Source organism: Terrisporobacter petrolearius (assembly GCF_020748185.1).
In the GTDB taxonomy this organism is placed as follows: domain Bacteria; phylum Bacillota; class Clostridia; order Peptostreptococcales; family Peptostreptococcaceae; genus Terrisporobacter; species Terrisporobacter petrolearius.
On sequence record NZ_JAHZMO010000022.1, the window covers coordinates 39,939 to 51,555 of the forward strand.

Annotated in this window: 12 protein-coding genes; 11 read left to right on the forward strand and 1 reads right to left on the reverse strand. The window is 28.2% G+C overall.

Annotated features, from left to right (window positions below; genetic code table 11):
- The first annotated feature begins 113 nt into the window (after window positions 1-113).
- The 11 genes from K0040_RS12785 to K0040_RS12835 all read left to right on the forward strand — a co-directional run bounded on the left by K0040_RS12785 (window position 114) and on the right by K0040_RS12835 (window position 11,458).
- On the forward strand, window positions 114-491 hold the full coding sequence (locus K0040_RS12785; RefSeq protein WP_228109168.1) for a hypothetical protein: 378 nt from the start codon (window positions 114-116) through the stop codon (window positions 489-491).
- Window positions 492-651: 160 nt separating this feature from the next.
- Window positions 652-2,253, forward strand: coding sequence for an NAD(P)/FAD-dependent oxidoreductase (locus K0040_RS12790; protein WP_228109169.1), 1,602 nt, complete (start codon window positions 652-654; stop codon window positions 2,251-2,253).
- Between the two features lie 158 nt (window positions 2,254-2,411).
- Window positions 2,412-4,034: a Na/Pi cotransporter family protein gene (locus K0040_RS12795; RefSeq protein ID WP_228109170.1), complete on the forward strand. Its 1,623-nt coding sequence runs from the start codon at window positions 2,412-2,414 to the stop codon at window positions 4,032-4,034.
- A gap of 183 nt (window positions 4,035-4,217) precedes the next feature.
- On the forward strand, window positions 4,218-5,564 hold the full coding sequence (locus tag K0040_RS12800) for a glucose-6-phosphate isomerase (RefSeq protein WP_228109171.1): 1,347 nt from the start codon (window positions 4,218-4,220) through the stop codon (window positions 5,562-5,564).
- Window positions 5,565-5,716: 152 nt separating this feature from the next.
- Window positions 5,717-6,805, forward strand: coding sequence for a serine protease HtrA (htrA, locus tag K0040_RS12805; protein WP_228109172.1), 1,089 nt, complete (start codon window positions 5,717-5,719; stop codon window positions 6,803-6,805).
- Window positions 6,806-6,955: 150 nt separating this feature from the next.
- Window positions 6,956-7,444, forward strand: a complete 489-nt coding sequence (locus K0040_RS12810; protein WP_228109173.1) for a flavodoxin — start codon at window positions 6,956-6,958, stop codon at window positions 7,442-7,444.
- Between the two features lie 74 nt (window positions 7,445-7,518).
- A complete protein-coding gene (locus K0040_RS12815) occupies window positions 7,519-8,364 on the forward strand; it encodes a TylF/MycF/NovP-related O-methyltransferase (RefSeq protein WP_228109174.1) in 846 nt (281 codons plus the stop codon).
- A 135-nt stretch (window positions 8,365-8,499) separates the two neighbouring features.
- Window positions 8,500-9,606, forward strand: a complete 1,107-nt coding sequence (locus K0040_RS12820) for a HelD family protein (RefSeq protein WP_228109175.1) — start codon at window positions 8,500-8,502, stop codon at window positions 9,604-9,606.
- A 36-nt stretch (window positions 9,607-9,642) separates the two neighbouring features.
- Window positions 9,643-9,798, forward strand: a complete 156-nt coding sequence (locus tag K0040_RS12825) for a hypothetical protein (protein WP_228109176.1) — start codon at window positions 9,643-9,645, stop codon at window positions 9,796-9,798.
- A 68-nt stretch (window positions 9,799-9,866) separates the two neighbouring features.
- On the forward strand, window positions 9,867-10,532 hold the full coding sequence (locus K0040_RS12830; RefSeq protein ID WP_331476310.1) for a 3'-5' exonuclease: 666 nt from the start codon (window positions 9,867-9,869) through the stop codon (window positions 10,530-10,532).
- Between the two features lie 14 nt (window positions 10,533-10,546).
- Window positions 10,547-11,458, forward strand: a complete 912-nt coding sequence (locus tag K0040_RS12835) for a helix-turn-helix transcriptional regulator (protein WP_228109177.1) — start codon at window positions 10,547-10,549, stop codon at window positions 11,456-11,458.
- Window positions 11,459-11,532: 74 nt separating this feature from the next.
- Here K0040_RS12835 and K0040_RS12840 read toward each other — a convergent pair.
- On the reverse strand, window positions 11,533-11,617 hold an 85-nt coding region (locus K0040_RS12840; protein ID WP_228109180.1), incomplete at its 5' end, for an IS3 family transposase.

Below are 11,617 nucleotides of genomic sequence, written 5' to 3' on the forward strand. Positions count from 1 at the left end.
TTATATTTAATAGTATTTTTGCGTTTAAAATATAAAAAGTTATAAAAAAAAGGTTTTAATATATTTAAAAGGTGATAAAATAATACATATATAATAGAGAAAGAGGTAAAAATATGAGTCTTAGTTTAGGAAATGGAATTGCAGTATCAACTAACTATATAAAATCAAATCCAGCAGTGCCTGTATATAATGGTGAGGAAAGTCCTAGCAACTTATATGCTGTAATTTATCATATAGAGATAGGATACAATGAAGGTAAAGAACAAAAAGTAAAACAATACATAATAATTGACTATAAAGACTTTGATTTATCTTCAGAAAAGAAAGATGAATTATTAGACACAGCAAAGAAATACTGTGAAATGAAAGGTATACCTGAGGGAGATCAATTAGAGATAACATTATTAGACAATGATGAAGCTGAAGATTTCTTAGAAAAGGTATTTAATAATATGAAGGTTATAAGAGGTCTTATTACTAAAAGAGACTAAGAGTATTTAATAGCTAAAAATAAATAATAGTTTTTAAAAATCAAAGGCATTGGAAACTCCTAGCTTTTGATTTTTTTTGAGTAATAACAGTAATATTATTATTTTAGTGGTAAACATAATAGGTAAGGGAAAACAAACAATTACAATTAAGGAGAAAAAAATGTTAAGAGTATCCAATATAAAAATTAGCATTAACGATGATAAATCGAAAATACTAAAGTTAGTACTGAAAAAATTAAAAATAAAAGAAAATGAGATAATTAAATATCATATTTTTAAAGAATCTATAGATGCACGAAAAAATGGAAAAATAGATTTTGTATACACTGTAGATGTAAAAGTTAAAAATGAAGAAAAATTATTAAAAAGAGGACTAAAAGATGTAGTTGAAGTAAAACAACATAGTTATTTAGATGTTAAACATGGAAGTAATAAAATAAATAATAGACCAGTTGTTGTGGGAAGTGGACCGGCAGGTTTATTTGCATCTTTACTTTTGGCACAAAGAGGATACAATCCACTATTGCTTGAAAGAGGATTAGATGTGGATGAAAGAACAAAAGATATTAATAACTTCTGGAATAATAGAGTTTTTAAGAATAATTCAAATGTACAATTTGGAGAAGGTGGAGCTGGAACATTCTCGGATGGTAAGCTTACAACAAGAATAAAAGATATCAGGTGTAGAAAGGTTCTAGAAGAGCTTGTAAACTTTGGGTCGCCTGATGAAATATTATACTCTCATAAACCTCATGTGGGAACTGACATACTTAAAAATGTGGTAAAAAATATAAGAGAAGAAATAAAAAGATTAGGTGGAGAAGTAAGATTTAACACTAAAGTTACAGATATAGAAGTAGAAAATGATAGTATAAAAGCTGTAATAATAAATAATAAAGAAAAAATAGAATGTGACCATGTAATTTTTGCTGTAGGTCATAGTGCAAGAGATTCTTATGAAATGTTATATAGCAAAGGTGTGAAAATAATCCAAAAACCATTTGCTATTGGGGCAAGAATAGAACATCCACAAGTATTAATTAATAAATCTCAATATAAAGAGTTTTACGACCATCCAAGACTTGGAGCGGCGGATTATAGATTAATAGAGCATACATCTAATGGAAGGACTGCATATTCATTTTGTATGTGTCCAGGAGGGACTGTAATAGCCTCTGCATCAAATGAATTTGAAGTAGTAACAAATGGTATGAGTGAACATGCAAGAGATAAGGTAAATGCAAATAGTGCCTTCTTAGTTAATGTTACCCCAGAAGACTTTGGAAGTGCTCATCCTCTGGCAGGTATTGAATTCCAAAGGAAATATGAAAAACTTGCCTATGAATTAGGTGGAAACAACTATAATGCACCAATGCAGTTAGTAGGAGATTTTTTAAATGATAAGATAACAACAGATATAGGAAAGATTGAGCCTTCATACAAACCAGGTGTAACAGGTACTGATCTAAGAGAATGCCTACCAGAGTTTGTAGCATCAACTATGAAAGAAGCATTAGTATCTCTTGATAAAAAATTAAATGGATTTGCTACGTATGACGCAGTATTAACAGGAGTGGAAACGAGATCATCGGCACCAGTTAGAATTGTAAGAGATGAAGAAACATTACAATCAGTAAGTACTAAAAATTTATATCCTTGTGGCGAGGGTGCTGGTTACGCAGGAGGAATAGTTACAGCTGCTGTTGATGGTATAAAATGTGCAGAGAAAATAATTGGAAATTATTGCCCTATTGTTAAATAATTTTAACAATAATGGGGAAATTGATAAAAAAAATTAACAAAGATTTATGATATAATGTTTATGCATTAAATCATAAATACATAATAATAAAAAATTTTTTAAGATTAAAAGCAAAATATAATAATCAATGAACGAATGTAACTAAGGAGGAATAAAATTTGGAAATAATCATAGGTATTATGGGTGGATTAGGACTATTCCTATTTGGAATGAACCTTATGGGAGAAGCCCTAGAAAAAGCAGCTGGAAGTAAGCTTAAAAAAATCATAGAACTTCTAACTAGTAATATATTTATGGGAGTTCTTATTGGGACATTAGTAACAGCTGTAATTCAGTCATCAAGTGCCACTACGGTAATGGTAGTTGGTTTTGTTAATGCTGGTATAATGACATTGCCACAAGCAGTAGGAGTAATTATGGGTGCCAATATAGGTACAACAGTTACAGCCCAGTTAGTATCTATAGATATGAATGGCCTAGCTCCTGTAGCTTTAGGAATAGGTATTATTCTTTATTTATTCGGAGGCAAACCAAAAACTAAGCATATAGCAGAAGTTTTAATAGGATTTGGTATATTATTTACAGGTATGGACTTTATGAAAGAAGCAGTTCAACCATTATCAGAATACCAAGGATTTACAAACGCATTACTTACTTTTGGTAAATATCCAATCTTAGGGTTATTATTAGGATTTGGAATAACAGCAATTATACAAAGTTCAAGCGCCTCAATGGGTATGTTAGTTGTTTTAGCATCACAGGGATTAATACCACTTAGCAGTGCACTACCAATGTTATATGGTCAAAATATAGGTACTTGTGTAACATCTTTATTATCAAGCATAGGTGCAAGTATAAGTGCAAAAAGAGCAGCTCTTATACATTTAATATTTAATATACTTGGAACTGTAATATTCTTAATATTCTTAAATAAATTAGTTGTTTCTGCAGTAACTTATATGGATCCAAACAATGTTGCCAGACAAATTGCCAACGTTCATACAATATTTAATATAGCATCAACTTTAATTTTATTACCATTCAATAAATTTATAATAAAATTAGCTACTAGATTAATACCAGATAACCACACTGAAGATGATGATGTAAGAATTGTTAAATTTATAGATGATAGAATAATTGAAACACCTTCAATAGCATTAGTAAATGTAGAAAAAGAAACATTAAGAATGGGTGAAAAGTCTAAGCAAAGTTTAAATTGTGCGATGAAGGGTGTACTGGAAAAATCAGAAAAAGATATATCTAGTACTTTAAGGAAAGAAAAAAGAATAAATGAATTACAAAAAATGATACTAAATTATTTACTTAAATTATCAAAAGCTCCTTTAAATGAAGAATCAAGGGAAGTTATAGATTCATTGTTTAATACAGTTAATGATATAGAAAGAATAGGAGATCACGCTGAAAATATAGCAGAATTAGCTCAAAATAGTATAACAAATGATGTTACATTTTCAGATCATGCAAGAAATGAATTAGACGATATGTACAACAAAGTTTTATCAACATATACTTATGCATTAGAATCTATGAGAACGTCAGATGTTGATCTTGCTTGTAAAGTAATCAAAATGGAAGAACAAGTAAATGTTATGGAAAAATCATGTAGAATAAATCATATGAGAAGATTAAATAATAATATGTGTAGTATTGACAATGGGATTATTTATTTAGAAGTAATAGCTAACTTAGAAAGAGTTTCAGACCACGCTGTTAATATAGCTCAACAAGTTATAGCACAAAGTGTAAATGAAAAATAGATAACATATAAAGCTTTAGAGATAATATTTATTTCTAAAGCTTTTTATATTTTTTAAAAAAATGTAAATATTAATCAATGTAATAAAAAAATAATATAAACTAAACAATTTTTTAACAAGAAGGCAAATTAGTTTTATGATATAATTCTATGGTATAAATATTATAAAAAAGGGAGTACAATTATGAACAAAATTAAATTTAATTACAGTAAAGCCTTAGATTTTTTTGCTAAGGAAGAAGTTGATACATTACAACCCTATGTTGATGTTGCCCATGAGATGCTTCATGAAAAAACTGGTCCAGGAAAGGATTTTTTAGGTTGGATAGATCTTCCTAATAATTATGACAAAGAAGAGTTTGCAAGAATAAAAAAAGCAGCTCAAAAGATACAATCTGATTCAGATGTGCTAGTAGTAATAGGAATTGGTGGTTCATATTTAGGGTCTAGAGCTGCAATAGAATGCTTAGGTCACTCATTTAGAAATAGCTTAAGCAAAGAGGATAGAAAAGCTCCAGAAGTATATTTTGCAGGAAACAATATAAGTTCAACTTATTTAATGGACTTAATTGAAATAATAAAGGACAAAGATGTATCATTAAATGTTATATCTAAATCAGGAACTACTACTGAACCAGCTATAGCTTTTAGGGTTTTAAAAGAGTTCCTAGAAAATAAATATGGTAAAGAAGAAGCATCAAAAAGAATATATGCAACTACAGATGCTAAAAAAGGCGCATTAAAACAAGTTTCTGATGAAGAGGGATATGAAACTTTTGTAATACCAGATGATGTTGGGGGAAGATTCTCTGTTTTAACAGCAGTTGGACTATTACCAATAGCAGCAGCAGGATTTAATATAGATGAAATGATGCAAGGAGCTAATGATGCTCGTATAAAATATTCTAAATCTAACTTAGAAGAAAATGATTGTTACCAATATGCAGCTGTAAGAAATATATTACATAGAAAAGGTAAAGACATAGAATTACTTGTAAACTATGAACCAAATTTACACTTTGTAAGTGAATGGTGGAAACAATTATATGGAGAAAGTGAAGGGAAAGATCAAAAAGGTATATTCCCAGCTTCAGTAGACTTTTCAACTGATTTACACTCAATGGGACAATATGTTCAAGATGGTAAGAGAATACTATTCGAAACAGTTCTAAATGTGGAAAAACCAAGAAAAGTAGTTGAATTAAAGTCAGAAGAAAAAGACTTAGATGGACTTAACTACTTAAGTGAAAAAACTATGGATTTTGTAAATGAAAAAGCATTCCAAGGAACTCTACTTGCTCATACTGATGGTCAAGTTCCAAACTTAATAATAGATATACCAACATTAAACGAGTATAATTTTGGATATTTAGTATACTTCTTTGAAAAAGCTTGTGGAATAAGTGGATATTTATTAGGAGTAAATCCATTTAATCAACCAGGCGTTGAAGCATACAAGAGAAACATGTTTGCTTTATTAGGTAAACCAGGATTTGAAAAAGAAAAAGAAGAATTAGAAAAAAGACTTTAGAAATTAAGGTTTAATTAAGAATAAAATATTATAATGAAATCATCATAAGAGATTTATATCGAATTTGATGATTTCTTTTTTTTAGAAAAGATTATAAAATTTAATAATATAAATAAAATAATAATAAGTTTATTTTGTTAGGAGGAGAAAAAATGGCAAGAAAAAAAGGGATAGGATTGGTAGTAGTTGTAGCTATAATATGCTCAGTACTTAGCTCGTTTTTAACAGTAGTACTATTAAAAAATAATTTAAGTACATCATCTGGATCATCTTCATCACAAAGTATAAGTATAAATAGCAATGGAAAAAGTACAAATGTATATCAGGCAGTAACAGAAAAAGCAATGCCATCTGTAGTAGGTATTACTACAACTGTTATGAATTCAGATAATATGTTTTCTATTCCGACTGAATCAGAAGGTGTGGGAACAGGTATAGTAGTAGATTCAAATGGATATATTCTTACAAATTCACATGTTATTTCTGATGGAAAAGCTAAAAAAGTAAATGTACTATTTAACGATGGTTCAAGTGTTAATGGTAATGTAGTTTGGTATGACTCACAATTTGATTTAGCTGTAGTAAAAGTAAATAAAACTGGACTTACTCCAGCAGAACTTGGAGATAGTGACAAAGTTTCAATAGGAGATATAGCAATAGCTATAGGAAATCCACTAGGATTAGAATTACAAAGAACAGTTACACAAGGTATAATAAGTGGACTAGATAGAACCATAAAAACTCAACAAGCTACTATGGCAGGACTTATTCAAACAGATGCAAGTATAAACTCTGGTAATAGTGGTGGACCATTGTTAAACGAAAGTGGCCAAGTTATAGGAATAAATACAGCTAAAACATCTGAAGGTGAAAGTTTAGGATTTGCTATTCCAATTAATCAAGCAAAAGAAATAATACAATCAGTAATTAAAGATGGAAGTTATAAAAAAGTGACACTTGGTATAAAAGGATACGATGCATCAACTTATGCAGCTTATGCTCAGTCTCAAGGGCAACAAGTAGCTACTGACGAAGGTGTATTTGTTGGAGAAGTAGTAGATAATTCACCAGCTAAAAAAGCAGGAGTTAAAGCAGGAGATATAATAGTTAAATTAGGGGACACAAAATTAACAAGTATGTCTGACTTAACTAAACGTTTATATGAATATAAAAGTGGTGATAAAACAACTTTAGTAGTGAATAGAGAAGGTAAAGAAGTAAAATTAAACGTGAGTTTTTAATAACAAATAAAGATAGTGGGGATTGTTATCCTCACTATTTTTTTAACATATTATAAGTTTGACAACATAAATTTAATTTATATTGAGATTTAGAGATTAAATTATTACTATACTATATATAAGTATAAAAAGAAAGAAGATGAAAAATATATGAAAAATCTTGTGATTTTTTATTCATTAGAAGGTAATACAAAACTAATAGCAGATGCTATAGTTAAAAAAACTAACGCAGATGTGTTAGAACTAAAACCAAAGAAAAAGTATCACAATTCCGGGTTCAAAAAATATTTTTGGGGAGGAAGAAGTGTATTATTTAAAGAAAAACCTGAACTTTTATCATATTACATAAATGTAGACGATTATGATAATGTTTTTATAGGAACACCTATATGGGTAGGTACTTATGCACCTCCTTACAATACTTTTTTAGATCAAGAGGACATATGTAATAAAAACATATATTTATTTGCTTGTCATGGAGGCGGTGGAGCAGATAAGTTCTATAAGAATATAAAAGAAGTGATTCCAAAGAATAATTTTAAAGGAGAAATTGATTTTAAAGATCCATTAGAAGAAGGTAAAGAAAAAGTAGTAGATAAAATTAATACTTGGTTAAATAACGTATATTTAAATAGCTAAATATCAATAGGTAAAATAAATATTGTTTATTAAAAAAAGAAAAATGAAAATGAAAATGAAAATGGGAGAGTATTATGAGTAAGATAATGATATTTGGAGCAGGTCAAGCTGGAAATATGATATCAAATTGGATAAATAGAGATTTTGAATTATTAGGGTTTATAGATAATGATCCCGATTTATGTGGGGAATATAGACATAATAAAAAAATCTATTCAACTAAAGAATCTGTAAAATTTATGCCAGACATTATTGTTATAGCGGTCCTAAACAAAGAAGCAGTCGAGGAAATTCAACTACAATTAAAGTTATTAGACTATAAAGGAATGGTATTTGATATTAATGAGTTTAAACATTATATTGATATAAGATTGGCCTCATTAAGATTAATAGCATCAGAAATAAATGAGCAAAAACTAGAGGGAGAGGTTGCTGAATTAGGTGTATACAAAGGGAGATTTGCATCAGAAATAAATAAACTTTTTCCAAATAAAAAAATATATCTCTTTGATACTTTTGAAGGATTTTATGATGAAGATATTGAGGTAGAAAGAAATCATGGATATTCAAGAGCTAAGAAAGGTGATTTCTCAGACACTAATGTGGAGTTGGTAAAAAATAAGCTTCCATATAAAGAACAAGCAAAGTTTATAAAAGGACACTTTCCTGAAAGTATAAAAGAAGATTTGCCAAGTTTTTGCTTTGTTAGTTTAGATACAGATTTGTATAAACCTACCTATGAAGGATTAAAAATATTTTATCCAAAGCTTGTTAAAGGTGGAATGATTATAGTACATGATTATAACAGTAGTCAATTTCCAGGAGTAAAAAAAGCTGTAAAAGAGTATTGTAATGCAAATAGTATTTTTATTGTGCCATTATGTGATATGCATGGTTCGGCAGTATTAATAAAAAACTAATTATAGAATGAATATTTTAGTCTAAAAAGCGAACTTATAAAGTTCGTTTTTTTATTAGTAAAAACTTATAGCAAAAAAAATCAAGAAACTAAATCCCATAGGGTATAAAATATACTCTGAAAAGGAGGTATATTTATGTTATTTAATTACCCAGAAGAAAAAGAATATCTTAATTTTACCTTAGAAAAATTAAAAAACTATTTAAAGAATTTAGAGAGAAAGATAAAACTTTATACTGAAGAATTTAAAGAATCAAAAAAATATCTTTATGAAAATAGAAATGATATGGATGCCATGGAAGTATTTTCAAACGAGAATTCCATCAATCAAATTGTGGATAATGGAGAATTTGCTTATGAACAAAAAAGAAGAATAGAAAACCTAATTGAATCACCATACTTTGCAAGAATAGATTTTCTATATGAGGGGGAAGGGGAAAGTGAAAAAATTTATATAGGAAGAAATTCATTTTTAGATGAGCATGGGGATATGATTATTTACGATTGGAGAGCACCAATTTCGAGTATGTATTATGATTTTGAGCTTGGTAATGCTAACTATGAAGCGCCGGCTGGAAATATACACGGAGAGATAACTAAGAAGAGACAATTTAAAATAAGTAAAAGTAATATGGAATATGTATTAGAAAGTTCACTTAGTATTAATGATGAAATACTACAAAGAGGATTAAGCTATGGGTCTGATCAAAAAATGAAAAATATCGTAGCAACAATTCAAAAAGAGCAAAATGAAATAATAAGAAATGAAGACAAAGATACTTTAATAATTCAAGGTGTGGCAGGATCAGGAAAAACTTCTATTGCACTACATAGAGTGGCATATTTTTTATATAAGTACAGAGATTACTTACATGCAGAAAATATAGCTATAATATCACCCAATAAAGTATTTTCTGATTATATATCAACCGTATTACCACAACTTGGTGAAGAGCCTATGAATGAGCTAAGCTTTGAAGATATAGTGAAAGAACAACTAAACAAAGATATTAAATTTGAAAAATACAATGAAGTAGTAGAAAATAATAATGAATCAGTAGTAGAGAGAATAAAGTTCAAAGCAACTAGTAAATTTGTAGATTTATTAGATGATTATATTAAATATGTGGATAGTAGGTATTTTTTTCCAAAAGAAGTTGTTTATAAAAATATATTAATTGATAAAAACTTTATTTTAGAAAAGTATAATGGTTATAAACGACATCCGATATTTAAAAGATAAGAAAAAATAAGTGATGACATTACAGAAAAGATAAATATGGATACTAGAAATATAATTGATATAAATAAAAAAGAAATATACAAGCAAGTCAAAGAGATGTTCAAGTTAAATACAACTTTAGAGCTTTATAAAGATTTCTATAAATATATAAATAAAGAAAATTACTTGATCATAAAGGATAAAAAGAATTAGAGTATTATGATGTATTTCCATACATTTATTTACAACATTATACGGAGGGAACTAAGGAAATAAATCATATTCAGCATATAATCATAGATGAAATGCAAGACTATACACCGATTCAATATGAAGTTATTAAAAAAATATATAAATGCAAAAAAACTATATTGGGTGATTTTGGTCAGTGTGTTAATCAATATAATTCAAATACATTGAATACATTGAAAAATATATTTGAAGACAGCCAAATTGTTCATATTAATAAAAGTTATAGATCCACGTATGAGATAGTTAATTTTGCAAAGAAAATATATTATACTGATATTGAACCTATAGAAAGGCATGGCAAAGATCCGCAAATAATAAAATGTAATAATATTAAAGAAGAAGTACAAGAAATAGAAAAGATAATTAAGAAATTTAATGAAAGTAAATCAACTACTTTGGGAATAATCTGCAAAATGAAAGAAGAAGTTGAGTATTCATATGAAATTTTTAAAGAAAAATATGAAATAAATAAATTAGATTTTGATTCCAGAGAATTTAAAGAAGGGGTAATTATTTCTACTATTCAAATGTCAAAAGGTCTGGAATTTGATGAAGTATTACTTCCTTTTGTAAATAATCATAATTATAGTTCTGATTTTGATAGAAATTTACTATATGTAGCATGTACTAGAGCTATGAATAACTTAAATTTAACCTATAGTAATGAAATTTCTTCGCTAATACAAATAAATTAAAGGTGGTATGTAATTTGAAAGAATTTGAAAAAGTTATAGCTGTTCAACAAATGCAGGATTATATAGATGATAATTTAAATAAAAATATAACTCTTTATGAACTAGCAAAGTGCTCTAATTATTCCCCGTGGTATTGTGCTAAATTATTTAAAGAATATATAGGAAAAACACCTTTTGAATATATAAGACTAAAAAGATTATCAAAAGCAGCCATAGAGCTTCGAGACCAGGATAAAAAAGTTGTGGACGTGGCATTGGATTTTGTATTTGATTCCCACGAAGGATTTACAAGAGCTTTTAAAAAGCAGTTTGGTTTAACCCCTAAAAGTTATAAAAAAGATACTCCGCCTATAAGTTTATTTACTTCTTATCCTATAAAAGAACAGTATATATATGAGAATAACTTAAATACTGATAGCAAATTGATATACAATAATTTTTTCACTCAAGTTATTAATTTCCCAAGGAGAAAATGTATTTTAAAAAGAGGTAAAAAAGCTGGAAATTACTTTGAGTACTTTGAAGAAACAGGAGAGGAAGTATGGGGAATTTTATCTAGCATCAAAGAAGCTATTAATGAACCTGTAGGAATGTGGTTGCCAGATAAATTTATTAAAGAGAATACTTCTAATTATGTTCAGGGAGTTGATGTTCCACTAGATTACAAAGGAATTGTTCCAGAAGGATTTGAAATAATAACACTGCCTACATGTAAAATGATGATTTTTCAGGGAGAACCATTTGAAAATGATAATTTTCAAAGTGCAATAGTTTTTTTATCAAGGGAAATAGATAAATATAATCCTACTTTATATGGATATGAGTGGCATTTAAATGAGTCGCCAAGTTTTCAGATGGAGCCACAAGGATATAGAGGTTATATAAAAGCCAGACCCATAAAAGAAATAGATACGATACAACTTTAATTAACATAATAAAAAAATGCTATATCTTAATATAAAGTGGACCCTTTGTCAAGGACACTAGAAAAAAAGAGTGGCTAAGCCGCCATTAAAAGCTGATTTCTATATTGAATAGGAGTCAGCTTTTTCAAATTCCACTGATATCTATAATTATTGTAGTAA